We start from the raw sequence: 23,421 nt of genomic DNA, 5'->3' as shown, positions 1-23,421 counted from the left end.
GTGGACTTCGAGATGGGCCAGCGGGCCGACGAACTGCGCCGTGACCTTCGCGATCTGGTGAAAGCCCATGTGCCCGAGCACTATCTAGGCGCGTTCACCGACAACCCGGCCGACCTCGAGACGGCTCAGCAGTTCTGCCGCACCCTCGCCGACCGTAATCTGCTGTGCCTGGCGTGGCCGGAGAAGTTCGGCGGCGGCGGTGCGTCGGTGTGGGAGCAGACGGTGGTGCGCGAGGAGATGTGGGCGCACCACGAACCCCGCGGCGCGCAGTACATGGGGGTCAACTGGGTCGGTCCGATCATCATGCGCCACGGCACCGAGGAGCAGCAGCGCAAACACCTGCCGCCGATCGCGCGCGGCGAAGTGATCTGGTGCCAAGGGTTTTCCGAACCGGAGGCCGGCTCGGACCTGGCCTCGCTGCGCACGACCGCTCGGCGCGACGGTGACGGGTGGCTGGTCAGCGGCCAGAAGATATGGACGTCCTACGCGACCATGGCGCAGTGGTGCTTCCTGCTGGTCCGCACCTCGAAAGTCGGAGAGGGCGCAACCCAGAAAAAACAACAGGGCCTGACAATCTTCCTTGTCCCGATGGATGATCCGGCGATTGCGGTGCGGCCGATCCGGTGCATGATGGGGCCGCATCACCTCAACGAGGTGTTCTTCGACGACCTGCGCGTCACCGAGGCCGATGTGCTCGGCGCCGTCGACCAGGGCTGGTCGATCGTGCAGGACGTGATGTCGTACGAACGCGTCGGAATCGCGCGCTACGCACGGTGTGAACGGTTACTGGCCGCCGCGCCAGAAGTTCTCGGCGATCGCTGGGACGATCTGCCCGCCGAACTGCGCGCAAGGTGGGTGCGGATGCTCACGCACTGCCGCCGTGCCCGCTTGATGGCATACCGCGTCGTCGATCTGCAGAGCAGTGGGCGCATCCAGCCAGGTGATGCGGCGGCCTATCGGATCGCGGTGACCAAGCTCGACCAGGACAGCGCCGAAGTGCTGATGGACATTGCAGCAGAGGTGTCGCACGACGATCCGCGCGCGAAATGGTTCCTCGGTGAAGTCGAGGACCACTGGCGCTACTCGCAGGCCTCGACCGTGTCGTCCGGCAGCATCGAGATGCAGCGCATCCTTCTGTCGCGAACATTGTTGGCGGGCAGGAAATGATTCTCGACCTCGCCGACGACGCCAAACAATATGGCCGCGAAGCGCTTCGGGCCTTCGAAGCCGCGGGCGGCGATCAGCTGGTGCAGCAGGCCGAAGCCAAACCGGATGTGCGTGAGTCGCTCGTGGGGCCGGTGCTCAACGAACTCGGCGCATGGGACCTGGACCCGCGCGCCGACGCCGACGGACTCGAGGCGGCCGCATCGTTGTGCCGCAGCGCGGGATACTGGGCACTGCCGTACCCGGTGGCCGAGCGGTTGGCCAAACCCGTCGACCTCGACGTCGACGCGCTGCTCGTGGTGGCGGACAACCGCCCATCCGGTGTGGTGGCCGGGCTGGAACTGGATTGGGCCGCAGTCTCTTCGGCCGGCTCGCGCAGCCGCGTGGTCGGTCAGGGCCCTGCAGGTGCGGGGTTCGTGGCAGAACTGGACCTTTCGGCCATCGACACCGACGGCGCCGGCGATGTCGCGCTGGGCCTGGTGCTGCCGTGCTGGACATTGCTCGGCATGCTCGACCGCGCCCTCGAGCTGACCATATCGCACGTCAGCCTGCGCAAGCAGTTCGGCCAGCCGCTGTCTGCGTTCCAGGGTGTGCAGTTCCAACTGACCGACGCCGAGGTGGAACGCAGCGGGATGGAGATGTTGGCCAAGTACGCGCTGTGGAGCATCGGCACCGGTCAGACCCAGGCGATCGATGACGCACTCGCGTTGCGGATGTCGGCGCTCGAGGCCGCCGAGGTGGTCTTCCGTGTGTGTCACCAACTGCACGGCGCCGTCGGATTCTGCGATGAGACGACACTGTCGTGGCTGTCCCGCTACAGCCAACCACTGCGCAGGCTGCCGCTGGGCCTGTCGGCGACCCGAGACGAACTGACTCGCCGCGTCGGGCGAACCGGGCTGACAGGTCTGTTCACGTGACCGCCGATCTCGACGAATTCCGCGCGACCGTCCGAACCTGGTGCGAACAGCACGTCCCACCGGACTGGCGCCAGACGCAGACCGGCGTCGGCGACGACGAGTTCGTCCAATTCCAGAAGTCCTGGTTCGCCGAACTGCACGGCGCCGGTTACGCGGTGCCGCATTGGCCACGCGAATGGGGCGGCGGGCGTTCGGTTTCCGAGCAGATCGTGCTGTATCAGGAACTGGCCGCCCATGACGCGCCGCGCCTGGTGCTGGCGTTCGTCGGCATCCACCACGCCGCCGTGACGCTGCTGGCTGCTGGCACTGACGAGCAGCGTCGACGACACTTGCCTGCGATCCTCGACGGCGAGATCTGGGTGCAGGGGTTCTCTGAACCGGAAGCCGGTTCCGACCTGGCCAGCCTGCGCACGTCGGCCCGCCGCGTCGGTGACTCCTACGTCGTCAACGGCCAGAAGCTGTGGGCCAGTGGCGGCAAGCACGCGGACTGGTGCCTGCTGCTGGCCCGCACCGACCCCGACGCACCGAAACGGAAAGGCATTTCGTATTTCCTGCTCGACATGACCACGCCGGGTGTCGAGGTCCGCCCGATCCGCAACGCCATCGGCGACTCGCACTTCTGCGAGATCTTCCTCAACGACGTGGAGATACCGGCCGCCAACCTCGTCGGCGCGGAAAACGCCGGATGGCAGGTCGCGCAGGCGACACTGGGCGCCGAACGCGGATTGACCATGCTCGAATTGGCCGAGCGCCTCGGTAATGCCGGCTTCCGCTGGTTGGTGCAAGCGGCGCCGGTGGACGATCCGGTCGTGGCCGACCGGCTGGCACAGTTCGAAACCGAGATCGCGGGGCTGCGCGGGCTGTGCCGAAAAGTAGTGCAGGACAGTGAATCTGGTACCGCCAATCCGGCCGACGCGTCGATCGTCAAGCTGTTCTACAGCGAGCTTCTGCAACGGCTCACCGACTTCGGTGCCGAAATCGGCGGCCTGCCTGCTCACACTCGGCTGGTGAAGCCGATGTCCAGCGGGTGGGAATCCGGCGCGTGGATGCTCGACTTCATCGGCTCGTGGGAGTGGACGATCCCCGGCGGCTCGAGCGAGATCCAGCGGACCATCATCGGCGAGCGCGGGCTGGGGCTACCCAGGGAACCGAGCGCGGTGTGATGGCAGCCGAGTTCTCGGAGTTTCACGGCGAATTACGGGCGGTGGCCGCAGATCTGCTTGCCAAGGATCGGTCGGTCGACTGGGCGTCGCTGCTCGACGCTGGGTGGGTCGGACTCGAGGTGTCCGAGGAGTTCGGCGGGGCGGGCGCCACGTTTGCCGAAGTCGCGGTCGTCTGCCAGGAGATGGGCCGCGCCGCCAGCGCGAACAGCTACCTCGGCAGTGCCGTGTTGGCGGTCGGCGCGCTGAACATGCTGCAGCCCAGCGATACCCGTGACCGGCTGCTTGCCGATGTGGCGTCCGGCGCTGCCAGGTTGGCGGTTGCCGTGGAATCCGAGTTCGTGCCCGACGCCGAAGGAGCCGACTACATCCTGCTGATCACGGCCGACGATGTCGCCGTGGCCACCGCCACCGTCACACCACAGCCTGTCCTCGACGAGACGCGGCGCCTGGCCCGTGTCGATGATCTGGAGATCTCGCAGCGACTCAGGTTCACCGAAAACGCCGAGCGGTTGCGCGACCGCGCGGCCGTCGCAGTCGCCTGCGACAGCCTGGGACTCTGCGAGGCAATGCTTTCCGCGACCGTCGGCTATGCGAAGATGCGTCACCAATTCGGCCGCCCGATCGGCTCGTTCCAGGCCGTCAAGCACGCCTGCGCCGACATGGCGGTCAGCATCGCCGTCGCTCGCCAACTCGTCGACGCGGCAGTGCAGGCGATCGTCGACGATCGGGCCGACGCCGGGGTGGCCGCCGCGATGGCGAAGTCCTACGTCTGCGGCGTCGCCGTCGACGTCGTCGGCAAGGCCATGCAGTTGCACGGCGGCATCGGCTACACGTGGGAAAGCGGCATCCACGTCTATCTCAAACGCGCCGCGCTGAATCGTTCGCTGTTCGGTTCGCCGGGGGAGCACCGCGCGCAACTAGCCAAACGTTATCTGCAGAAGGAGTCTCGATAAATGGCGGTACCTGTCTACAAACGCATCCTCGACCTGTTCGAGGCCGAGGGGGTCAACACCCTGTTCGGCATACCCGACCCGAATTTCGTGCACATGTTCGCCGAGGCGGATGCACGCGGTTGGTCGGTCGTCGCGCCGCACCACGAACTGAGCGCAGGCTTCATGGCCGAGGCCGTCTCACGGATGACCGGCGGACCTGGGCTGTGCATCGGCACCCTCGGCCCGGGCATGGCCAACATCGCGGGTGCGATCCAGTGCGCGAAGGTGGAGAACTCGCCCGTCATCTTCCTCGGCGGCCAGCGAGCCCGCATCACCGAGCGCCGGGTCCGTCGCGGCCGCATCCAATTCGTACGCCAGGAACCCCTTTTCGCGCCGTCGGTGAAGTACAGCGCGTCGATCGAATATGCCGACCAGACCGACGAAATCGTCCACGAGGCGATCCGACGGGCAATGTCAGGCACCCCAGGTCCGGCGTACATCGAATATCCGGCGCACGTTTTGCTCACCGAATTGGATGTGCCGGATCCGCTGCCGCCGCATCGGTATCGGCTGGTCAATCAGGGCGCAGGTGCGGCTGAGGTGGCCGAGGCGGCGAAGCTGATTCGTGAGGCACAGAGTCCGATCCTGTTGGTGGGCCACGCCGTTCACACATCGCGCAGCCAGGCCGCGGTCAAGGAACTCGCCGACCTGATGGCCTGCCCCGTCATTCAGACGTCCGGTGGCACGTCGTTCATCCCGGGCCTGGAAGACCGGACGTTCGCCTACGGCTTCTCGCCGTCGGCCGTTGAAGCGGTGGTCAACTCGGACCTGTGCGTCGCGCTCGGCACCGAACTCGGCGAGCCGGTGCACTACGGCAAGACCCGACACTGGGCGCAGCGCAACGACATTCGCAAGTGGATTCTTGTCGAACAGGACCCGTTCGCCATCGGCGTCAACCGGCCGATCGACGTGCCGCTGGTCGGCGATCTGCGCGGTGTCGTCCCGCAGTTGGTCGAGGCATTGAAGGACACTCCTCGCCAGCCGTCGCCGAACCTGGACGTATTGATCGAGAAGGACGCCGACGAACTCGCTCAGCTCGCGGAGAACGCACCGACGGGCAGGACGCCGATACACCCGGCGCGCTACGTCGTCGAGGCCACTCGCGCTTTCCCGAAGGACGGCATTCTCGTTCGCGACGGCGGGGCCACCGTCATTTTCCAGTGGACCTATTCACAGGCCAAGCCGCGCGACGTGATCTGGAACCAGAACTTCGGCCACCTGGGCACCGGCCTGCCCTACGCGGTCGGGGCGTCGGTCGCCGACGGCGGTAAGCGCCCGGTCATGTTGCTGACCAGCGACTCGGCCTTCCTGTTCCACATCGCCGAACTCGAGACCGCAGCGCGGCACAACCTGCCGCTGGTCTGTGTGGTCGGCGTCGACCACCAGTGGGGCCTGGAGGTCGGGGTCTACAAGCGCACGTTCGAACAGCCGTCGCCGCAGCCAGGCGTGCACTGGAGCAAGGACGTGCGGTTCGACAAGATCGCCGAGGGCTTCGGCTGCCACGGCGAATACGTGGAGAAGGAAGACGAGATCGGCGCGGCCATCGAGCGGGCGTACGCCAGCGGTAAGACCGCCGTGGTGCACGTCTGCATCGACCCGAAGGCCAACTCGGAGGAGATGCCGAAGTACGACGAATTCAGAACTTGGTACGCCGAGGGCACGCAATGAGGAAAGGTGGCGTTATGCGCGAATATCTGAAGTTCTACATCGACGGCAAGTGGGTTGATCCGGTCGAGTCGAAGACGCTCGACGTCGACAACCCGACGACCGAGCAGATGTCCGGCAGGATCGCACTCGGCGCGGCCGCCGACGTCGACAGGGCGGTCAAGGCGGCGCGCACGGCGTTCGCCACCTGGTCACAAACCACCCGCGAGGAACGCCTCGATGTGCTGCAGGCGATGCTGGTGGAATACCAGAAACGGGCGGCCGACCTCGCCGACGCGGTGACCGAGGAGATGGGGGCGCCGCGCTCGCTGGCGGCAGGCCCGCAGGTCAACCTCGGCCTCGGGCATCTGGCGACGGCCATCGACGTGCTGAAGAACTACGAATTCGAAGAGCAGCACGGCAGCACACTGGTGGTCAAGGAGCCCATCGGGGTGTGCGGGCTGATCACGCCGTGGAACTGGCCGATCAACCAGATCGCGGTGAAGGTGTACCCGGCGCTGGCCACCGGCTGCACGATGGTGCTCAAGCCGTCGGAGGTGGCGCCGTACTCCGCGCAGATCTTCACCGAAATCATCGATGCGGCAGGCGTTCCCGCAGGCGTGTACAACCTGGTCTACGGCGACGGGCCCGGTGTCGGTGCCGCGTTGTCCAGCCATCCCGATGTCGACATGGTGTCGTTCACCGGATCCACCCGCGCCGGTGTCGAGGTCGCCCGCAATGCGGCTCCGACGGTGAAGCGGGTCAGCCAGGAACTCGGCGGCAAGAGCCCGAACATCGTGCTCGACGACGACGAGTTCGCGAAGAGTGTGACCGCAGGCGTGTCGGTGATGATGATGAACAGCGGGCAGAGCTGCAACGCGCCGTCGCGCATGCTGGTGCCGAACTCGCGCAAGGACGAAGCTGTTTCGATCGCGAAGGCCGTCGCCGAACAGGTGAAAGTCGGCGACCCCGGCGACAAGACCGCGATCGGGCCGGTGGCGTCGAAGGCGCAATTCGACAAGATCCAAGGGCTGATCCAGAAGGGCATAGACGAGGGCGCGACGGTCGTCGTCGGCGGCCTTGGCAGGCCGGAGGGACTGGACACCGGCTACTACGTCAAGCCGACGGTGTTCGCGGACGTCAAGAACGATATGACGATCGCGCGCGAGGAGATCTTCGGGCCGGTGCTGTGCATCATCGGCTACGACGACCTCGACCAGGCGCTGGACATCGCCAACGACACCGAATACGGTCTGGCCGGTTATGTTTCGGGCGCCGACCTCGACCAGGCCCGCGCGGTCGCCCGTCGGATTCGCGCCGGCTCCGTCGCGATCAACCACGGCTTCGACATGAACGCGCCGTTCGGCGGCTACAAGCGCAGTGGCAACGGGCGTGAATGGGGTCAGTTCGCCTTCGACGAGTATCTGGAGACCAAGGCGGCCCTTGGCTACGCGCCGGAGTAGCCGCAATACACTGCGGCCATGCCCAGCGAAAAGTACGAATACGGTATCGATTTCGAGCATGTCGCGGCCATCGACATCCACACCCACGTGGAGGTCGACGGCCACGGCCACAAGGCCTACGACGACGAACTGGTCGACGCCGTCGGGAAGTACTTCAAGCGGGGGCCGGGCGCACTGGCAAGCGTGGACGCGTTGGCCGACGAGTACCGCAGGCACAATACCGCCGCGGTGGTGTTCACGATCGATGCACGCACGGGTGCGCGGCATGTGCCGAATTCGATCGAGGACCTCGTGGCAGGCGCGATCCGCAACAACGATGTGCTGATCCCGTTCGGCAGCGTCGACCCCTGGCATGAGCGGCGCGCGGTGCACCGCGTGCACGAACTGGTCCGCGACTACGGCGTCAAGGGCTTCAAGTTTCATCCCAGCATTCAGGCGTTCGAGCCGAACGACCGTCGCTTCTACCCGATCTACGAGGCGATCACCGAGGCCGGTGTGCCCGCGTTGTTCCACACCGGTCAGACGGGCCTCGGCTCCGGGCTGCCTGGGGGCCATCGGATCAAGCTGCGCTACTCCGACCCGATGCTGCTCGACGACGTGGCCGCCGACTTCCCCGAGCTGACCATCGTGATGGCGCATCCGGCCGTGCCGTGGGTGGACTCGCAGATCGCCATCGCGTCGCACAAGACCAACGTCTACATCGACCTGAGCGGCTGGTCGCCGAGGTACTTCCCGCCGCAGTTGGTGCACGCCGCCAACCGTCAATTGCGGACCAAGGTGCTGTTCGGCACGGACTACCCGTACATCACGCTGGACCGCTGGCGGCGCGACTTCGAGACGCTGAACATGGACCCCGCGGTGATACCGCTGCTGTTCAAGGGCAACGCGCTGCGGGTGCTGGGGATCCATCGGTAGCGCGAGCAGACGCATAACTGCCCTATTTCGCGCGATTTTGGGCAGTTTTGCGTCTGCTCGGCATAGAACGGCGATGAGTTTCTGACGGGTGGGTGGTCTGCATCGGTGACCGACCCCCTACGTGAAGGAGACCATCGTGCCCATCCGTGACGGCGCGCCGCTCGGCGCCCCATGCTGGATCGACCTCGCGACGTCAGACCTCGAGCGCGCCCAGGATTTCTATGGCACCGTGTTCGGCTGGACGTTCGAGTCGGCCGGCCCCGAATACGGCGGCTATGTCAACGCCGCCAAGGACGGCAGGCCGGTGGCCGGCCTGATGTACAACGACCCGCAGTACAACAGTCCGGACGGGTGGACCAGCTATCTGCATACCTCGGACATCGGCGCGACGGTGCGTGCGGCCACCGCCGCGGGCGCCACGACGTGCGTCGAACTGATGGAGATCCCCGCCAAGGGCCACATGGCGATGTTGACCGATCCCACCGGCGCATTCTTCGGGCTGTGGCAGCCGACCGGACACCCCGGCTTCACCGTCGTGAACGAGGCAGGCGCGCCCGTCTACCACCAGCTGACCACCCGCGACTACGGCAAGGCGCTGGACTTCTATCGCGAGGTGTTCGGCTGGCAGGCCGAGACCGTTTCCGACACCGACGAATTCCGCTACAGCACAGCCAATTTCGACGGTCAAGCCCTGCTCGGTGTGATGGATGGCACCCGCGATCTGCCCGAAGGCGCACCGTCGAACTGGTTCTTCTTCCTCGGCACCGACGACGTCGACAAAACCGTACAACTGGTCAAAGACAACGGCGGCAGCATGATCCGCGACGCCGAGGACACGCCCTACGGCCGGCTGGCGGCGGTCTGCGATCCCACCGGAGCCGGATTCAATTTGTCATCGCTGCAATGAGTCAAGCCGCCACGTAGACGATTCCCGAGGGATTCGCGGTGTTGGCCGCGTTGACGATCGCGCCTGCGAAATCGTCGTCGATCATGTCACCGGCGACGACGGTCAACTGCACACCGGCGCGCCGGAAGTCGGGGCGCATCGCGTTCAGGGTGGCCTCGCCGGCCCGCTTGCTCGCGGCGACGGCCGTGTATCCCTTGGGCACCGCCTTGTAGGGATAGAAGTGCGCCTGATGACTGGTGACGAACACGATGCGGCCGCCCGCGGGCATCAGCGGCAGCGCCATCAGGGCGAGGCGACGTTGGGCGTCCCGGTTACGGCGTTGCGCGTAACCGGGGTTCGCGCCCGGTTCGGCGCCGACCGACGCGTTGAGGATCAGCGCGTCCAACCGCCCGAAGTCGGCCTTGACGGCGTCGATCATCGCCGTGCACTCACCTTCGTCCGAGAGATCGGCGCGCCACGTCGACGCGGACCCGCCCGCGAACCGGATGGCAAGCGCCGTGGTCTCGGCGTCCGCGGCGTTCTGAAGATAATTCACGATCACGTGGGTGTCGGCGCTCGCGAGTTGCAGCGCGGCATCGGCGCCGATGCCCCTGGACCCGCCAGTGACCAGGACTATCCGTGCAGGTGCGTGATGCATTTCGGCTTCCTTCTGTCGCTCCGGAGTCCTCACCGTACACCAGTTCTTAAGAAAAATAAGGCGAAGATAAGGTCACAATAAGGCAATCATCGGGTGTCCGCAGCCTGGACGAAGATGGTGAGATGCCCACCAAGACCTACGTCAAAGCTTGTGTCAACGGCGCCCGCACGCCGGATGCGCACCCCAACCTGCCTGTCACGCCCGAGCAATTGGCCACCGAGGCGCTCGCTGCGCACGGGGCTGGCGCCAAGGCGGTGCACATGCATCCCAAGAACGCCGACGGTGTCGATTCACTGCACCCCGAGCACGTGGACGCCGCGGTGGCCGCGGTCCGGCATGCGGCGCCGGGTTTGCCGCTGGCGGTGACGACGGGATACTGGGCGCTGCCCGACGCAGAGGCACGACTGCGCGCCGTCGACGGCTGGACTGTGCTACCCGACTTCGCATCGGTGAACTGGCACGAACCTGGCTCTGAGGATCTCGCCCGACTGCTGCTGAGCAAGGGTCTGGGTGTCGAGGTCGGCATCTTCGACGCTGACGCAGCCGAATCATGGGCGGCTTCGGAGATCGCTAAGCACTGCATGCGGGTGATGGTCGAGTTGCAGGGCGACGGCGATCTCAGCACCGCTGACGAGTTGCTCAGCCAGGTGGCGGCCGCGGGATCGCCAGCGCCCGTCCTGCTCCATGGCATGGACGAAAGTTGTTGGCGGCTACTGGAACACGCGGGCAGATGTGGGGTGCAGACCCGAATCGGGATGGAGGACACGTTGCGGCTGCCGGACGGTTCGATCGCGCCGGGTAACGCCGCGCTGGTGTCTGCGGCGGTGCAGTTGCTCAGTCGGTAGGCGCGGCCATCGCGAAGTCGGCGAAGTCGAACCCCGGTATCACCACGCAGCTGACCAGGCACGGCTGGTCGCCTTGCGGACGGGCCCGTTGCCAGTGTCCCGGCGGAACGATGATCTGCGGCTGTTCACCGGCGATGATGTCGGAGCCGAGCAAATGTGTTGTGGCGGTGTCTTGTTCGGCTCCGATCTGCAGGACCAGCGGACCGCCCAGGTGATATAGCCACAGCTCGGCGCTGCGCACGGTGTGCCACGCTGACTGCTGACCTGGCATGAGTAGGAACAGGATTGCAGTGCCCGCACTGCGCGGGCCGGTGTAGTCGGGCGGCAACGCGGACTGAGGCATCATCAGCCCGCTGCGCCATGTTTCCTTGAACCAGCCGCCCTCGGGGTGCGGCGACAGGTCAAGCCGGCGAGCCCACTCCGGAAGGTCGCTCATGCATTTCCCCCATTAATCAGGTGCTGGCACTCCACAATAGAGACGATGGCAACCGACACGGCACCTATCGTCCTGATCCACGGGTTGTGGATGTCGCCGCATAGTTGGCGCGGATGGTTCGAGCGCTACACCGCAGCGGGATACACGGTACATGCACCCGCATGGCCGGGGGTGTCCGAGTACGGCGAGCAACTCGACCACGCCAAGGCGCCCGCCGACATCTCCATCGAGCGGGTGGTCGATCACTACGCCACGGTCGTGGCCGGGCTGCCCGAACCGCCTATCCTGGTTGGTCACTCGGTCGGCGGACTGATCACCCAGATGCTGCTGTGCAAGGGGTTGGGCGGGGCAGGCGTCGCGATCCACCCCGCCGCCCCCCGCGGCGTCTACCGCCTGCCGCTGTCGGTGCTGCGATCGACGTTCCCGGTGTTCCGGAGTCCTGCAAACATCCGCCGCGCAGTGCCGCTGACGCCCGCCCAGTTCCACTACGCGTTCGCCAACACCGTCTCGCGCGACGAATCCGATGCCTGGCGCGCCGAGTTCGCGATCCCCGCGCCGGGCCGGCCGTTGTTCCAGGCGGCATCGGCCAACTTCAGTCGCAAGTCGAAGGCCGCGACGGTGGTCGACTTCCGCAAGGGCCGGGCGCCGCTGTTGCTGATCGCGGGCGGCCGCGATCACATCGTGCCCGCCTCCGTTGTTTACGAGAACTTCAACCGCTACCGGCGCTCACCCGCCGTGACCGATTTCAAGCTGTTCGAGGATCGGCCGCATTTGACCGCGGTGCTTGACGGTTGGAGCGACGTGGCCGACTACGCGTTGACGTGGGCGGCGGCCCGCAGCCGATAGTCTGAGCGAATGGCACGCCTGCGCCCCGGTTGGCTGGTGGTGTTGTGTGCAGCGGTGCTGGCCGTCAGTGTCTGGCTGCCGTGGTTGACCAACAGGGCCGACGGCGGTGGGCGGGCGAATGCGATCGGCGGGATCGTCGGCAGCATGCCGGTGCCTCCGGCGGGGTTCGGGGTCGGTCAGCTCATTGTGCTGCTGGCATCGACGTTGATCGTCGCGGGTGCGATGGCCGCACGTGGTTTGTTCGGCAGGCTGGCATCGTCCGCGGCGCTGACCATCTCCGTGCTGCTTGTCGTGCTGACCGCGTGGTACTACCGGCTGTACGTGTACGCGCCGGTGTCGGCGGGGTACGGGCTTTACCTCGGCGGGGCCGCAGCGGTGTGCGCGATGGTGTTGTCGGTGTGGGCGATGTTCGCCTCGTGGTCGGCGGCGTCATGACCGGGTTCGTCGAACCCGTCTCGTTGACCGGACAGCGCTGGGTGACGCTGGAACCGCTTACCCGCGAACACCTTCCGGAGATCGCTGCGGCCGCCGCCGACAACGAGTTGGGTCGGCTGTGGTTCACCCACGCGCCGAGGGCGGGCGTCGCCGAGCAGTGGGTCGACATGCGGTTGGCGGCGCAGAAGCCGGACCAGGGGCTGACGTTGGTGGTGCGTGGCCTCGACGGTGCGCTCCTCGGGTCGTCGAGCTATCTGAACGTCGACTCATCGAACCGCAGGCTGGAGATCGGCAACACGTGGTACGTGGCGTCGGCGCGGCGAAGCGGGGTGAACTCCGAAACCAAGTTACTGATGCTGGGCCACGCATTCGACGAGTTGAATTGCATCGCAGTGGAATTCCGCACGCACTTCTTCAACTCGACCAGCCGTGCGGCCATCGAGCGGTTGGGCGCCAAGCTCGACGGCGTGTTGCGCAGCCATCAGGTACTGGCCGACGGGTCGCGGCGCGACACCGTGGTGTATTCGATACTCGACATCGAGTGGCCCGCGGTGCGCAACAATTTGCGTTACCGGTTGGACCGCCACACGTGACGGCTTGAGCCGCCGAGACTGCGGCCAGATCGCGTTTGCAGGCTGATCAGCGATCTGGCCGCAGTCTCGAAGCGGCGCCGGTTTATTCGGACTCGACGGTGGTTGTTTCGATCGACCTCTGTGCACCACTGTGGGAGACGTCGATCTTGCGCGGCTTGGCGCGTTCGGCCAGCGGGATGGTGACGGTCAGCACGCCGTTCTCGTAGGTCGCCGAAATCGCCGACGCGTCAATGCCTTCACCGAGAGACAGCTGCCTGCGGTAGGAGCCGAAGAACCTCTCGTTGGCCAGCCACTGCACGGAGTCCTCGGAGCGGGCGGTGCGATGTGCGGCGATGGTCAGCGTGCCGTTGTCGACACTGACGTCGACCGAACCGGGATCCACGCCGGGCAGGTCGGCCGTCAGCAGGTAATGATCGTCGATCTTGCAGAGATCCATCGGCATGAACCGAGGGGAACGATTTGATCCGGATTGGCTCGTCAGCAAGCCCCGGGTCAAGGCATCAAGGTCACTGAACGGATCAAAGCGCAGCACAGCAATCCACCTCCTAAGTCGCCTCAAGGCCCGCCACCCTGGCGGGCAGCCAAATCACTGTGCAACCCAAGGCTAGCACTCTCTCTATGAGAGTGCTAGCCCCTAAATGGCTGCGACCTGGGCTCCCGTCAGGGGTTCTGCGCACTGGTCGCAGACCAACACAGCGGAGAACCGGCCGCCGCACCCGGTGTGGGTCATGACGACCGCCGGACCTTCCTTCGACGTGAACCACCGTTGTGCCCATTGCAGCGCAAGCACCAGCACAGCAAACATGGCGCGGCCCTTTTCGGTGAGCCCGTACCGGTTGCCGGAACAGTCGAGCACGCCGTTTCCGGTGAAAATCGACAGCCGGTCGGCGATCGAGCCAGGAGGGGCGGCGAGCTGTCCTTGGAAGTCCGTGAAGCGACTGATCCCGACGAACGCCGCGACCAGCAGTGCGAAACCCCAGCGGTTGCCCAGCACGCTCATGGTCTGCGGGAACAGGCCCGCGTCGTCGCGGTGATCGACGGAGCGGCGCCGCGTCGACCCGACGGGGATGGACCGCGGCCACGAACCGCTCGGGCCCCACTGCGCGACAACATCTTTGTCGCTGACACCCTGACCGCATGCGCGGCAGACCACCAGAGGACTGAAGTCTGCGTCGCACGCCCGGTGTCGCATCCTTGGCAGCCTCTCGGCGTGCCGGGGCACCCACCGGCGCTCCCATTCCCAGATCGACACCAGCATCGGCCACAGCGACCGGCTACGCGGCGTCACCACGTACTCGAACCGAGACGGGTTGGTCTGGTACTGACGACGGTCCAACAGGCCGTCGCGGGTGAGGGACTGCAGTCGGCGGGTCAGCACCGAATTCGAGATCGGAAGCCGCGCCTTGAATTCTGCGAATCGCGTCGCCCCCAGCAGACACTGCCGCACCACCAGCAGTGTCCACTCGTCGCCGAGCAGTCCGAGCATGTGGGCGACGGCGTTGGGCTCCTCCTGCGTCACTGGAGTCCGATTGCCGCCGCCGGAAAGTCGGTCTGATGCCAGCGGCGCAACTCGGACCCCGGCGCCCAGGTCGAGTGGGTTCCGCTGGAAATACGCTCTGGCAGAGCCAATTTGCATACAGGCCCGTCGCTGACCCTGGCCGCGTCGAACACCAGGCAGTAGGAGGCGTCGGCGGTCATATCGGTGGTGAGCGTGACAAGATAACCGTCGTCTTCGCTCTTGCCGCCTACGCGGGGCGCCATCGCGGTCTCGCTGCCGTAGACCCCCGAGTCGAACGCGAACCGCTGTTCGGCGCCGGTGTGCAGATCGTGTTTGACGAGGCCGTCGAACAGGAACCAGGACGGCTTGCCGGTCGCGGCGTACGCGTACCGATAAGGGGCGCCGGCATATCCGGAATTGATCATGCCGAACTCGGTGATGCTGTCCGAGAGCTGTTCCTCGGTAACGTGTCCGGTGAGCAGGTTGAAGCGCCAGCGGTGCAACCGCGCCTGCATCCGGTCCAGCGCGAGGAAGCGAAACGCCCTTTCCCACTTGTTGCCCATACCGTTGTCGGCCGGCTCGGGGTCGCCCTGGAAGAAGCCGTCGAGCACGATTTCGTCGCCGTCTTCGTAGGCATTGGTGAAGTGAAGTACGAACGTCGGCTCCGCCTCGAACCACTGGATATCGGTGCCGCGGCGGGGGATGATCGCGAACCGCGACGGCATATCGCGATGAAATCGCGCCACATGTGCGTTGCGGTCGAGTAATTCAGGATCCCAGAACAACGGAAAGTCGTTGAGGATGACGTAGTTCTCGGTGAACGCCATGTCGTGGGGGAGTCGAGGCCCTGGCAGCGGCACGTCGAGGTAGTGCACGAGATCGTTGTTCTCGTCGACGACGCCGTAGTGCATATAGGGCGCCTGCTTGCTGTAGTTGAAGAACAGCAGTTCGCCAGTCTTGTCGTCGACCTTAGGGTGCGCCGACACGCCCCAGTCGAAAGGGAACGCGCCGTTCCATGACTCCTTGCCCAGTGTGTCGCCCGTGTCCGGGTCGACGCGATAGAGATCACCGCATTGATAAAAACTCGTCAGCGCGATGCCGCGATGCACCAGGACGTCGGTGCTCGACGCATCCTTCATCAATCCACGCGCTCCCCAGCCGCGATCCCGTCTGGACAGGGACACCGGCTCGGCGATGCCAGGCCACAGCGGCCCGCCGGCCTCGTTCTCCGCGGCAAAGCCCTCTGTGCGGACAAACCGGTTGCGGTAGAACGCCTTCCCATCGCGAAAACCCACGACGTGCAGCATGCCGTCGCCGTCGAACGGGTGGTACGCCTTCAGTGCGGGGTGCAGCGGGTTCTCGGTATTGCGTAGATAGACCCCGTCGAGATCCGTCGGAAGCTGGCCCTCGACTACGGTCAGGTCGTCGGCGTCCCATTCGGTGGTTTGCGGACGCCAGGGCCCGGTGCGGTATGGGTGGTCGTCGTCCTCCGGCAGCGTGGACAGAAACTTGCCGACGATTTCGGTGTTCACTGCGAGGCCCCGCTGACGATGAAGCTGATCGTTGTCGCGGTGCTGCCGCCGAAGTTCAACGTGCCGAACGTTGTTGCGCCCTCCACTTGGTAGTCACCGGCGCCGCCGCTCACTTGTTTGGCGGCGTCGACCAGCATCCGTATCCCCGACGCGCCGACCGGATGACCACCCCCGATCAGCCCGCCGCTGGGATTGATCGGCAATCGCCCACCCAGTTCGATCTCGTTGTTCTCGATCGCTTTCCACGATTCGCCGGGCCCCGTGAGACCGATGTGGTCGATGGCCAGATACTCACTTGGCGTGAAGCAGTCGTGCACCTCGAAACCGTCCATGTCGTCGAGCGTGACCTCGGCGCGGTCGAACGCGTCATGCACGGCCGCCCGCACGTGGGGAAGCACGTAAGGGTCGTCCGCGGCGCGGTCGAGTTTCTGCTCCAGGCCCAGCCCCACCGTGCGGTGGCCCCAGCCGTCGATACGGCCGATCGGCCGGGCATTCGGATGCTCGCGGAGATAGTCGTCGGTGACCAGCACGATGCCGGCGCCGCCATCGGTCATCTGGCTGCAGTCGAACCGGCGCAGCAATCCCTCGACCGGCGGATTGGCGTCATCGGCGGCCAGCGGGTCTGGCACCGTCCAATTACGGGTCTGCGCATTGGGATTGGCGCGCGCGTTGCCGAAGTTCAGCTGCGCGATGGCGCGCAGATGCACGGTGTCGAGGCCGTATCGGCGGTCGTATTCGTCGGCGATTCGGCCGAACATGTACGGCCACATGAACTTTGCGTCGGCACCCTCGTGGCCGGTCCACGCGGCGGCGCCCAGGTGTTGCGATGCCGTATCTCCGGGCACGGTCTTCTCGAGTTCGACGCCGACGACGAGGGCAGTGCGGTAGGCGCCGGAGCGCAGGTCGGAGATCGCGGCGAGCGTTGCGACGCTGCCCGACGCGCACGCCGCTTCGTGGCGGGATGAGGGGGTGTCCCACAAGCCGTCGTTGACACTGGCCGGCATCGCGCCGAGGTGGCCCTGACGCGCGAACATCTCGCCGAACGCGTTGGCGACGTGCACCACCTCGATGCTGCAGGCGTCGACTCCCGCCGCTGCCAGTGTCCCGTTCACGACTTCAGTCGTCAGGTCGGCGAAATCGCGTCCTTCGCGCGTCCAATTCCTGGCGAAGTCGCTTTGGTAACCGCCGAGGATCCAGACATTGGAAGCGCCCATGGTGGGACGGTACTACAACTAAGAGAGTGACTAACGCCGATCCGACAACTGGAGGCGGCCCCGCCGGCTCCGGTCTGAACCGACGAGACCTCAGCGAACACCATGGTCGACCATTGCGTTCGCCTGTACTGGGACATTGCCCACTGAGGCGAATGACAAACCCCGATGCGTAGGGCAGACGGACAACGGGAAGCCCATAGGGATGACGAAGCCGCGGAACTTCGATCTGGCGGCGCGGATGGCGGAGTTGGCCCGCAGCTCAGCAGCCCCGCGCAGTGTCAACGACGTCCTCTCGGGCGTGACGACTGCGGCGAAGGAGTTGATCCCCGGCACCGATTCCGCGGGTGTGCTGCTAATCGGCAGGGGCGGCAAATTCGAGTCATTGGCCGGCACCGACGACCTGCCACATCAATTGGATGACCTGCAGATGAAGTTCGACGAGGGGCCGTGTGTCCAGGCGGCGCTCGACGAGGTCATCGTGCGCACCGATGATTTTCGCGACGAGGGTCGCTGGCCCCAGTATTCGCCCGCGGTGGTGGAGATAGGCGTGCTGAGCGGGTTGTCCATCAAGCTGTATACCGCCGAGCGGACAGCGGGCGCGCTGAACCTGTTCGCGTTCAAGCCCAAGGCATTCGACGCCCAGGACGAGACCACCGGCGTGGTGCTCGCCGCCCATGCCGCGGCAGCCATACTGGCCAGCCGCCACGGCGAGCAACTGGAATCGGCGCTGTCGACAAGAGACCGCATCGGCCAGGCCAAGGGCATCATCATGGAGCGGTTTAGCGTCGACGATGTGCAGGCGTTCGAGATGCTGCGCAGGCTGTCGCAGGACAGCAACACCAGGCTGGTCGACGTCGCGCAGCGGGTCATCGAAACGCGGGGCGATAAATAGCGCGCAGAAGATTGACGCGCACGTAAAGGGGTAATTGACTTCGTGTCGGGGACGGATACGAGGGGGACCTTGTGCACGTCTGGATATCTGCGTTCGTCGGCGGCGCCGCTGCCGTCGCGGCGGCGGCATGCAATCTGTCGCCGCAGTCCACGCCGATAGCCCCTGTCCAGACGCCGGCACCTGCTCCCATCGCGGTTACGGCGCCTGTGGCCGCACCAGTCGCGCTACCACCGAATGCCGACGGCGACCCGCCGTGCCCCGTCGCGGACGCCTGGGGAAAGGACCCGTTTGGTGCGGGCATTCTGGTCACCCATTGGAGCGACGACAGCGCGGCCGTGACCGTGCTGGTGCGAACGAAAGCGGGCAATGATCAATCACAACGAGCGGTGCTGACCCATGGCGAGTTGCGGTTGTTCGAGTTTCCCGACATCGACCAGGCAACCGTCGACGGGGTGCTGATCATGACGAACACCAGGCGGTGCTACGTCTCCGCGGACCCCGCCGCGCTGGGCTAACCCCTGGTCTGGGTACCGACGGAAACGCTGGTGTCGCCGATCCGGACACTGCCATCGCAAGACGACTTCTGCGGATTCACCGACGTGACTCGCGGATTGCTCGGCGGGTCGGGTTGTGGGTCGAAGGCGTGCGCCGTACTCAACTATGTGCCGCTGGCGCCGAGCACGCGCTGCAGGTCGGGCTTCATGGCTTGCAGTTGAGCGCCCCAGTACGGCCAGTCGTGGGTGCCGTTCTCGGGGAAGTTGAACGTCGCGTTGTTTCCGCCGGCCGCCTGGTAGTCGTTCATGAAGTCGAGGTTGCTCTGGTGCAGCATGTTCTCCAGGAACTCCGCGGGCACGTTGGCGCCGCCGAGGTCGGACGGTGTCCCATTGCCCGCGTAGATCCACAATCGGGTGTGGTTGGCGACGAGCTTGCCCACCTGAACGGTGGGGTCGTTGCGGGCCCAGGCCGGATCGCTACCCGGCCCCCACATCGCGTCCGCCTTGAAGCCGCCGGCGTCGTTCATCGCAAAACCCACCAGCGTGGGCCAGATTCCGTCGGACAGATGCAGGAAGCCTGACAACGAGCCCGCATAGACGAAGTTCTGCGGATGATATGCGGCCAGGATCAGCGACGCCGATCCCGACATCGACAGCCCGACCGCGGCGTTGCCGTTCGCGCTGACGCCCTTGTTGGCCGAAAGCCAGGCCGGCAGTTCCTGGGTCAGGAACGTTTCCCACCTGTAGGTCTGCGTCGTGCCGTTGCCGATGGCCGGCTGATACCAGTCGGAGTAGAAGCTGGACTCTCCGCCGACCGGCATCACCACCGAAAGGCCCGACCCGTTGAACCATTCAAACGCGGTGGTGTTGATGTCCCACCCGTTGTAATCGTCCTGCGCGCGAAGACCGTCGAGCAGATAGACGGCGTGCGAGCCGCCACCCTGGAACTGCACCTTGATGTCGCGTCCCATGGATTGTGACGGCACCATGAGATACTCGACGGGAAGGCCGGGGCGGGAAAACGCGGATGCGGTCCCGACGCTTCCGATGACGCAGACTGCTGCCCAGATCATCGATGCAGTCAGTGCGGCGGTGCTCAGCCGCTTCCCATTGATCCTCGTTCGCCATTGCCGTCTCTTCACACCACAGGTGAACGCCGAGCAGGCGCTGTCTCATTCGGCTCGCGGCGAGTTCTGTGCCATACCGCAGCCGATGGCCAGTCGACTCACAGGTTCGACGGTCACCGCGCCTCCTTCGGATTCCCATCGTTCGAGTGCGACGGGAGACAGCAGGCGATCGTCGCCGCGGCGGGTGATTCCGAGTAGTTGGTCGGGTGTGGATGCGTCGTCCACGCGGGCTGCGGTCGTCACCACGTTGTAGGCGTGGGTGGCGTCGGTGTACGGGGGCACCACCAGCAGGTCGAGGCGCCCGAAGCGCGGCCCGAACAGTGAGACGACGTTCGGCCACTCTTGGTGTGCCCCAAGGATCACCTGATCGCCTTGGTGTTTGATGCTCAAGGGCGCTGCAGACCAGTTGCTTTCGTGGTAGAGCACGCTGTCGATCGGGCCAACCCGTAAGGACAGTGCCGCCAGAAGCGAGGGAAGTTCGCTGCCGAGCTCAGTTGAGCGTGGCCACCAGGCACCTTGGACAAAGCCACATGACCTGTGTGCGGGCTTCAACCGTAATCGCAGCGTTCCAACCGGCCGGTGCGCCGGTGCGCCGGTGATCTTCTCAGAGATCGTCAACATCTGCTGCCTTCCGTTGTTGTGTGATGGGTTCTGTGGGTTCGTGTCTCGGCGGTTGCAGGGCTCTGTTCTGAGCTTCCAATTCGCGGATGCGTCGGTGGGCCTTGGCGAGCTGGGTGATGAGTGTGCCCACCGTGGGTGGTGTTGGACACACGGGACATTCCTCTCAGCAGTCGGTGATGCCGTCACCGGCCTCGTTATTCGGCCTGCAGCCGCGAGTGGGCTTCGCGCGTCATCCAAAGACATTCCGTACCAGTCATTTCCGAATACATCCTTTCGTTGAGGCGTGGTTGTCAGGCGCCCGTGATGGGGGTTCACGGGCGCTGTGGACCGTGGCGGTCGCGGTCGGTAACCCGACGACGCCCGCGTGGCGACGGTCGCTCGTTACCTCAATGGTGCGGGCCGAGCCCGCGAACTGCTTGCGGAAATCCGACAAGCAGGCGACACCCGGTTGTGGCGATCCGACAAAGCCGCCAGCGGGTGGAATTTTATTTTTGCTCGCGTATGGTCGAGGCAGGTGATTGCCACTTCGTACAAAGGAGCGACAATGGCTGACAAGACTCCGGGTAAAGATCTTCGAAAACCTGCGCTGTCCATCAAAGAACGGCGAGCGGCCAAGCGCGCCAAGATCATAGAGTCGACACCGCGCAAACGCAAGCGCTGACCGGACGGCCGGTTTGCTCGATCATTCCAGCAATTGCTCAACGCTGGACGCATTGTCAGGATCGGCCGCCGCCAGCACCGCGGCGTATGCGGCCATCGGGTCGGTGTCGGGAGGAACCACAAGCAAAGTCAACGTCCCGAACTTCTTGCCGGCGACGGTCAGCGTGTTCGGTGAGGCGTCGCTGGGCTCGAGAATCACGCTATGGCCGCGAAATTCCATCCGCAATGATGCTGCGGCCCAACGGCTCTCGTCGTAAGTCACCCGCTCGATCACCCCCGCCCGCGACGACAAGGCCGCCAGCAGGTGCCGAAGTTCGATATACAGCTGGTCGGTCAGCGGCCACCAACCACCCTGCACGACGCCTGCTGAGCGGTGGGCGGGCTTCAGCCGCAGACGCGGATGTTCGATCGTCCATCGGCGGGATTCGGACATCTCGAAGGTCAACGGAGGTGCGGACATAGACATGTTCTCCCGTGCTCATTCAGGGCTGGCGTGGATTTGTGCTGCCGCGGCCGAGCAGGTTGTCGATGGTGTGCTGCCAGCTATTTTCGCGGATGCGGTCACACACTGCCCTTGTGCCTGCCAGCAGGACCGCCGCGGTGGCGGTGACGCCCGCCCACATGAACAGCGCCGCCGTCGCCGCTTCCAGCCCCGCGCGGCTCGTTGGGGTCGGTTCATCAGGTTCGACAGCTGACTGTGCGGCGACCGTCGCGGTGACAAGGTGTCGAGCATCGTGCTGCTGGGCATAGACGTCGCGTCTCGAGTCGTGAACGGCGGTGCCGATCGCGGCGGCGATCGGGATGGCCAACACCGACACCAGCACGGTCAGCGCGATCACCAGTGCCTCGACCCGATCGCTGGCACGTACCAGCGGATTACGGCGGAATAGTGCGAGGACGCGCCACCGCGGTAAGCCCACTGTATATGTTTCCAGCGCATCGTCGAGCCTCGCGTGGGTATTGAGCGGGCGGTCATGCGGACGTGGGACGGTCATCGAAATCTCTACTCGTCAAGGTGCTTTCTGTCTCAGGCGCTTCAACCCATGATTACCGGGAGTCGCGGCCGTCTGCTTGCCCGCGCCGAACAACGACGCCGCCGCGCTTTGTCGTGATTCGACAGCGGCGGCTTATTCCTTGCGCGACAAGGCCGCTCGCGGGCATTCGGCGATCGCCCGCTCGGCGAACGCCTCCTGGTCGGCGGGGACGGGGTCGACGGTGACCATGGCGTACTCGTTGTCGTCGAGTTGGAACACCGCGGGCGCAAACTTCACGCAAAGGGCATTGCCTTCACAGCGATCTCGGTCCACAACTACGCGCATGCGATCTCCTTCTACCCGGTACCGGTTCGAGACGGTGCGTCCGCCAGGCGCGCCACGCACAAGTCGGGTTCGACGAACGGATCGAGACGATCCACGGTGACCGGTGCCCGCATCGCGCTGAGTGCGCCCTGCATCAGGCCGAGGTGCACAGAACACCACGTTGCTGTGCTCTTCGGCCAGGTTCTGAAACGGGCAGTGCCGCAACCGGATCTCGGGCGCGCGCCGGTCGTCGGCGGGCTCGGGCGCAAAACCCAACTCCGCCAACAAGTCCACCAGTTTGGCGACTGAGCGAGTTTTCGACGGCGGCTGGCGGCGGCCGGAGGCCTCGACCAGCGCGGGGCTCGTCGTGCGGCCCAACTGAACGGCGACGCGGGCAGCGTCGGGACGGTCGGCCACATAGCCGGTCAGAATGCCTGCCAGTAGCCGGTAGTTCGTCGGCCCCGAGGGATCCATCCGGCGGCTGGCGCGAAACAGAAGCGGGGGCCGGCCGGGACCGGCGGACTCGCCAAGGACTTGGTCGACCCGGCCCGCGCGCAACAGCGCCTCGAGGTGAAACCGAACCGTGTTCGGATGCACCCCTAGTTCGTCGGCGACGCCGGCGATGCTGCGCGGCTGCGCCGATGCCCGCAACAACTGCAAGATGACGTCTCGGCGTCCCGGGGCGCCCACCATCAGTCGCCCTGCGGCGGGAGTGCCGCCACTATCGGGGTGTCGGCATCGACGACCCCGAGTTTCGCCGCTCCTCCGGGTGACCCGAGGGGGGCAGTCTGCCCGGGCAGTGTGTCGGTGAAGAACTTGACGTTCTCATCGATGTAGGGCCGCAGCGGTTCGGGCACATCGTCTTCGTAATAGATCGCCTCGACCGGGCATACCGGCTCGCAGGCGCCGCAGTCGACACACTCGTCGGGGTGGATGTAGAGCATCCGTGCGCCCTCGTAGATGCAGTCGACCGGGCACTCGTCGACGCAGGCCCGGTCCTTGATGTCTACGCAGGGCTGTCCGATCACATACGTCATGCCCCGACATTACTCCAAATATCACTTGTAAAAATAGTGCGAAAAGCCGGCCTCGGCGGTCTGACTGCATAAAAAGTGCCCCCGGCAGGAT

Annotated in this window: 26 protein-coding genes and 1 pseudogene; 14 read left to right on the top strand and 13 right to left on the bottom strand. The window is 65.5% G+C overall.

The features are described from left to right. From ACGFK1_RS24440 to ACGFK1_RS24405, 8 genes are all read left to right on the top strand, one after another. Positions 1-1,167 (top strand): acyl-CoA dehydrogenase family protein, encoded by a 1,167-nt coding sequence (locus ACGFK1_RS24440; RefSeq protein ID WP_393435436.1) that lies wholly within the window; start codon positions 1-3, stop codon positions 1,165-1,167. Then, complete coding sequence (locus ACGFK1_RS24435; protein WP_393435433.1) at positions 1,164-2,081, top strand: acyl-CoA dehydrogenase family protein; 918 nt, start codon at positions 1,164-1,166, stop codon at positions 2,079-2,081. Before ACGFK1_RS24440 ends, ACGFK1_RS24435 begins: the two co-directional genes overlap by 4 nt. Next, positions 2,078-3,244 carry an acyl-CoA dehydrogenase family protein gene (locus ACGFK1_RS24430; RefSeq protein ID WP_393435430.1) on the top strand — a complete coding sequence of 389 codons (1,167 nt, stop codon included), beginning with the start codon at positions 2,078-2,080 and terminating at the stop codon, positions 3,242-3,244. Before ACGFK1_RS24435 ends, ACGFK1_RS24430 begins: the two co-directional genes overlap by 4 nt. Next, positions 3,244-4,197: an acyl-CoA dehydrogenase family protein gene (locus ACGFK1_RS24425; RefSeq protein WP_393435428.1), complete on the top strand. Its 954-nt coding sequence runs from the start codon at positions 3,244-3,246 to the stop codon at positions 4,195-4,197. Before ACGFK1_RS24430 ends, ACGFK1_RS24425 begins: the two co-directional genes overlap by 1 nt. Further along, positions 4,198-5,904, top strand: coding sequence for a thiamine pyrophosphate-binding protein (locus ACGFK1_RS24420; protein ID WP_393435425.1), 1,707 nt, complete (start codon positions 4,198-4,200; stop codon positions 5,902-5,904). Positions 5,905-5,918: 14 nt separating this feature from the next. After that, positions 5,919-7,343 (top strand): aldehyde dehydrogenase family protein, encoded by a 1,425-nt coding sequence (locus ACGFK1_RS24415; protein ID WP_393435423.1) that lies wholly within the window; start codon positions 5,919-5,921, stop codon positions 7,341-7,343. A gap of 18 nt (positions 7,344-7,361) precedes the next feature. Further along, a complete protein-coding gene (locus tag ACGFK1_RS24410; protein WP_393435420.1) occupies positions 7,362-8,258 on the top strand; it encodes an amidohydrolase family protein in 897 nt (298 codons plus the stop codon). A 136-nt stretch (positions 8,259-8,394) separates the two neighbouring features. After that, positions 8,395-9,165: a VOC family protein gene (locus ACGFK1_RS24405; RefSeq protein ID WP_393435417.1), complete on the top strand. Its 771-nt coding sequence runs from the start codon at positions 8,395-8,397 to the stop codon at positions 9,163-9,165. A 1-nt stretch (position 9,166) separates the two neighbouring features. On the opposite strand, the gene ACGFK1_RS24400 is transcribed toward ACGFK1_RS24405, so the two are convergent. Then, the gene (locus ACGFK1_RS24400) at positions 9,167-9,802 is read right to left on the bottom strand and encodes an SDR family oxidoreductase (protein WP_393435415.1); all 636 of its coding nucleotides are present in this window, start codon (positions 9,800-9,802) and stop codon (positions 9,167-9,169) included. Positions 9,803-9,924: 122 nt separating this feature from the next. Here ACGFK1_RS24400 and ACGFK1_RS24395 point away from each other — a divergent pair, with 122 nt between their 5' ends. Continuing rightward, the gene (locus ACGFK1_RS24395) at positions 9,925-10,647 is read left to right on the top strand and encodes a 3-keto-5-aminohexanoate cleavage protein (RefSeq protein ID WP_393435412.1); all 723 of its coding nucleotides are present in this window, start codon (positions 9,925-9,927) and stop codon (positions 10,645-10,647) included. Here ACGFK1_RS24395 and ACGFK1_RS24390 read toward each other — a convergent pair. Next, complete coding sequence (locus tag ACGFK1_RS24390) at positions 10,637-11,083, bottom strand: cupin domain-containing protein (protein ID WP_393435409.1); 447 nt, start codon at positions 11,081-11,083, stop codon at positions 10,637-10,639. The genes ACGFK1_RS24395 and ACGFK1_RS24390 overlap by 11 nt on opposite strands. Positions 11,084-11,128: 45 nt before the next feature. Between ACGFK1_RS24390 and ACGFK1_RS24385 the strand changes: the two genes are divergently transcribed. Genes ACGFK1_RS24385 through ACGFK1_RS24375 form a run of 3 tightly spaced genes read left to right on the top strand, consistent with a single transcriptional unit; the run spans position 11,129 to position 12,957 of the window. Beyond that, positions 11,129-11,929, top strand: coding sequence for an alpha/beta hydrolase (locus ACGFK1_RS24385; protein WP_393435406.1), 801 nt, complete (start codon positions 11,129-11,131; stop codon positions 11,927-11,929). Positions 11,930-11,938: 9 nt separating this feature from the next. After that, the gene (locus ACGFK1_RS24380) at positions 11,939-12,364 is read left to right on the top strand and encodes a hypothetical protein (RefSeq protein WP_393435403.1); all 426 of its coding nucleotides are present in this window, start codon (positions 11,939-11,941) and stop codon (positions 12,362-12,364) included. Continuing rightward, on the top strand, positions 12,361-12,957 hold the full coding sequence (locus tag ACGFK1_RS24375; protein ID WP_393435789.1) for a GNAT family N-acetyltransferase: 597 nt from the start codon (positions 12,361-12,363) through the stop codon (positions 12,955-12,957). Before ACGFK1_RS24380 ends, ACGFK1_RS24375 begins: the two co-directional genes overlap by 4 nt. 82 nt (positions 12,958-13,039) lie before the next feature. Here ACGFK1_RS24375 and ACGFK1_RS24370 read toward each other — a convergent pair whose 3' ends face one another. From ACGFK1_RS24370 to ACGFK1_RS24355, 4 genes are all read right to left on the bottom strand, one after another. Next, a complete protein-coding gene (locus ACGFK1_RS24370; RefSeq protein WP_393435400.1) occupies positions 13,040-13,489 on the bottom strand; it encodes an Hsp20/alpha crystallin family protein in 450 nt (149 codons plus the stop codon). A gap of 102 nt (positions 13,490-13,591) precedes the next feature. Then, complete coding sequence (locus ACGFK1_RS24365; RefSeq protein WP_393435786.1) at positions 13,592-14,443, bottom strand: winged helix-turn-helix transcriptional regulator; 852 nt, start codon at positions 14,441-14,443, stop codon at positions 13,592-13,594. Positions 14,444-14,472: 29 nt separating this feature from the next. Next, positions 14,473-15,987 (bottom strand): carotenoid oxygenase family protein, encoded by a 1,515-nt coding sequence (locus tag ACGFK1_RS24360; protein WP_393435398.1) that lies wholly within the window; start codon positions 15,985-15,987, stop codon positions 14,473-14,475. Next, complete coding sequence (locus ACGFK1_RS24355) at positions 15,984-17,201, bottom strand: acetyl-CoA acetyltransferase (RefSeq protein WP_393435395.1); 1,218 nt, start codon at positions 17,199-17,201, stop codon at positions 15,984-15,986. The genes ACGFK1_RS24360 and ACGFK1_RS24355 overlap by 4 nt, the downstream gene beginning before the upstream one ends. A gap of 202 nt (positions 17,202-17,403) precedes the next feature. On the opposite strand from ACGFK1_RS24355, the gene ACGFK1_RS24350 reads away from it, so the two are divergent. Further along, on the top strand, positions 17,404-18,093 hold the full coding sequence (locus tag ACGFK1_RS24350; RefSeq protein WP_393435392.1) for a GAF and ANTAR domain-containing protein: 690 nt from the start codon (positions 17,404-17,406) through the stop codon (positions 18,091-18,093). Positions 18,094-18,164: 71 nt separating this feature from the next. Then, positions 18,165-18,608, top strand: coding sequence for a hypothetical protein (locus tag ACGFK1_RS24345; protein ID WP_393435389.1), 444 nt, complete (start codon positions 18,165-18,167; stop codon positions 18,606-18,608). Between the two features lie 143 nt (positions 18,609-18,751). On the opposite strand, the gene ACGFK1_RS24340 is transcribed toward ACGFK1_RS24345, so the two are convergent. The 7 genes and pseudogenes from ACGFK1_RS24340 to fdxA form a co-directional block, all read right to left on the bottom strand. Continuing rightward, on the bottom strand, positions 18,752-19,660 hold the full coding sequence (locus tag ACGFK1_RS24340; RefSeq protein WP_393435386.1) for an esterase family protein: 909 nt from the start codon (positions 19,658-19,660) through the stop codon (positions 18,752-18,754). Between the two features lie 99 nt (positions 19,661-19,759). Continuing rightward, entirely contained in the window at positions 19,760-20,335 is a 576-nt protein-coding gene (locus ACGFK1_RS24335) for a DUF5994 family protein (protein ID WP_393435383.1), read from the bottom strand. 682 nt (positions 20,336-21,017) lie between these two features. Then, a complete protein-coding gene (locus tag ACGFK1_RS24330) occupies positions 21,018-21,455 on the bottom strand; it encodes a DUF5994 family protein (RefSeq protein ID WP_393435380.1) in 438 nt (145 codons plus the stop codon). Positions 21,456-21,477: 22 nt separating this feature from the next. Continuing rightward, entirely contained in the window at positions 21,478-21,990 is a 513-nt protein-coding gene (locus ACGFK1_RS24325) for a hypothetical protein (protein WP_393435377.1), read from the bottom strand. 132 nt (positions 21,991-22,122) lie between these two features. Beyond that, entirely contained in the window at positions 22,123-22,314 is a 192-nt protein-coding gene (locus ACGFK1_RS24320) for a ferredoxin (protein WP_393435374.1), read from the bottom strand. 11 nt (positions 22,315-22,325) lie between these two features. Beyond that, positions 22,326-22,986: pseudogene (locus tag ACGFK1_RS24315) on the bottom strand (helix-turn-helix transcriptional regulator). Further along, positions 22,986-23,330 (bottom strand): ferredoxin, encoded by a 345-nt coding sequence (gene fdxA / locus ACGFK1_RS24310; RefSeq protein WP_393435371.1) that lies wholly within the window; start codon positions 23,328-23,330, stop codon positions 22,986-22,988. The pseudogene ACGFK1_RS24315 and the gene fdxA overlap by 1 nt, the downstream one beginning before the upstream one ends. Positions 23,331-23,421: the final 91 nt, after the last annotated feature.

The sequence above is a fragment of the Mycobacterium sp. NPDC048908 genome (genome assembly GCF_043197955.1).
In the GTDB taxonomy this organism is placed as follows: domain Bacteria; phylum Actinomycetota; class Actinomycetes; order Mycobacteriales; family Mycobacteriaceae; genus Mycobacterium.
This window is presented reverse-complemented; position numbering and strand designations above follow the sequence as displayed.

What these genes read in the sequence shown, in the direction of transcription:
- ACGFK1_RS24435 (WP_393435433.1), top strand. Translation starts at nt 1,164, where the DNA reads ATGATTCTCGACCTCGCCGACGACGCCAAACAATATGGCCGCGAAGCG.
- ACGFK1_RS24425 (WP_393435428.1), top strand. Translation starts at nt 3,244, where the DNA reads ATGGCAGCCGAGTTCTCGGAGTTTCACGGCGAATTACGGGCGGTGGCC.
- ACGFK1_RS24420 (WP_393435425.1), top strand. Translation starts at nt 4,198, where the DNA reads ATGGCGGTACCTGTCTACAAACGCATCCTCGACCTGTTCGAGGCCGAG.
- ACGFK1_RS24415 (WP_393435423.1), top strand. Translation starts at nt 5,919, where the DNA reads ATGCGCGAATATCTGAAGTTCTACATCGACGGCAAGTGGGTTGATCCG.
- ACGFK1_RS24410 (WP_393435420.1), top strand. Translation starts at nt 7,362, where the DNA reads ATGCCCAGCGAAAAGTACGAATACGGTATCGATTTCGAGCATGTCGCG.
- ACGFK1_RS24400 (WP_393435415.1), bottom strand. Translation starts at nt 9,802, where the DNA reads ATGCATCACGCACCTGCACGGATAGTCCTGGTCACTGGCGGGTCCAGG.
- ACGFK1_RS24395 (WP_393435412.1), top strand. Translation starts at nt 9,925, where the DNA reads ATGCCCACCAAGACCTACGTCAAAGCTTGTGTCAACGGCGCCCGCACG.
- ACGFK1_RS24390 (WP_393435409.1), bottom strand. Translation starts at nt 11,083, where the DNA reads ATGAGCGACCTTCCGGAGTGGGCTCGCCGGCTTGACCTGTCGCCGCAC.
- ACGFK1_RS24385 (WP_393435406.1), top strand. Translation starts at nt 11,129, where the DNA reads ATGGCAACCGACACGGCACCTATCGTCCTGATCCACGGGTTGTGGATG.
- ACGFK1_RS24380 (WP_393435403.1), top strand. Translation starts at nt 11,939, where the DNA reads ATGGCACGCCTGCGCCCCGGTTGGCTGGTGGTGTTGTGTGCAGCGGTG.
- ACGFK1_RS24375 (WP_393435789.1), top strand. Translation starts at nt 12,361, where the DNA reads ATGACCGGGTTCGTCGAACCCGTCTCGTTGACCGGACAGCGCTGGGTG.
- ACGFK1_RS24365 (WP_393435786.1), bottom strand. Translation starts at nt 14,443, where the DNA reads ATGCTCGGACTGCTCGGCGACGAGTGGACACTGCTGGTGGTGCGGCAG.
- ACGFK1_RS24355 (WP_393435395.1), bottom strand. Translation starts at nt 17,201, where the DNA reads ATGGGCGCTTCCAATGTCTGGATCCTCGGCGGTTACCAAAGCGACTTC.
- ACGFK1_RS24350 (WP_393435392.1), top strand. Translation starts at nt 17,404, where the DNA reads ATGACGAAGCCGCGGAACTTCGATCTGGCGGCGCGGATGGCGGAGTTG.
- ACGFK1_RS24340 (WP_393435386.1), bottom strand. Translation starts at nt 19,660, where the DNA reads ATGATCTGGGCAGCAGTCTGCGTCATCGGAAGCGTCGGGACCGCATCC.
- ACGFK1_RS24335 (WP_393435383.1), bottom strand. Translation starts at nt 20,335, where the DNA reads ATGTTGACGATCTCTGAGAAGATCACCGGCGCACCGGCGCACCGGCCG.
- ACGFK1_RS24330 (WP_393435380.1), bottom strand. Translation starts at nt 21,455, where the DNA reads ATGTCCGCACCTCCGTTGACCTTCGAGATGTCCGAATCCCGCCGATGG.
- ACGFK1_RS24325 (WP_393435377.1), bottom strand. Translation starts at nt 21,990, where the DNA reads ATGACCGTCCCACGTCCGCATGACCGCCCGCTCAATACCCACGCGAGG.
- ACGFK1_RS24320 (WP_393435374.1), bottom strand. Translation starts at nt 22,314, where the DNA reads ATGCGCGTAGTTGTGGACCGAGATCGCTGTGAAGGCAATGCCCTTTGC.
- fdxA (WP_393435371.1), bottom strand. Translation starts at nt 23,330, where the DNA reads ATGACGTATGTGATCGGACAGCCCTGCGTAGACATCAAGGACCGGGCC.